Below are 249 nucleotides of genomic sequence, written 5' to 3'. Positions count from 1 at the left end.
CCAAGTCGCTGAAATCCATGCTGGCGGTATCGGCCGTAGTGCAAAAGACATGCTACGTAAAGTGAAAGCAGCACGGTATGTTCGTGAAAACGACGGCGAAGTTTGCCCAGCAGCTTGGGAACAAGGCGGCGACACAATGAAACCAAGTCTTGACCTAGTTGGCAAAATCTAAGTAGATATTTCATACTTAGATAAAAGTAGCGCTGGATCTTAAACATCTGATTTAAAGCAGTGCTACAAATAAAGACC

The 249-nt window shown here is 44.6% G+C and carries 1 pseudogene; it reads left to right on the top strand.

What is annotated here, in order from left to right:
- Positions 1 to 172: pseudogene (locus R2R70_RS22125) on the top strand (peroxiredoxin); the annotation flags it as partial.
- Positions 173 to 249 lie beyond the last annotated feature (77 nt).

Origin of the sequence: Cobetia sp. SIMBA_158 (assembly GCF_046566945.1) — a bacterium.
Taxonomy (GTDB): Bacteria; Pseudomonadota; Gammaproteobacteria; order Pseudomonadales; family Halomonadaceae; genus Cobetia; species Cobetia amphilecti.
The sequence above is the reverse complement of the archived record's forward strand: the minus strand, read 5'-3'. Positions and strand labels throughout refer to the sequence as shown.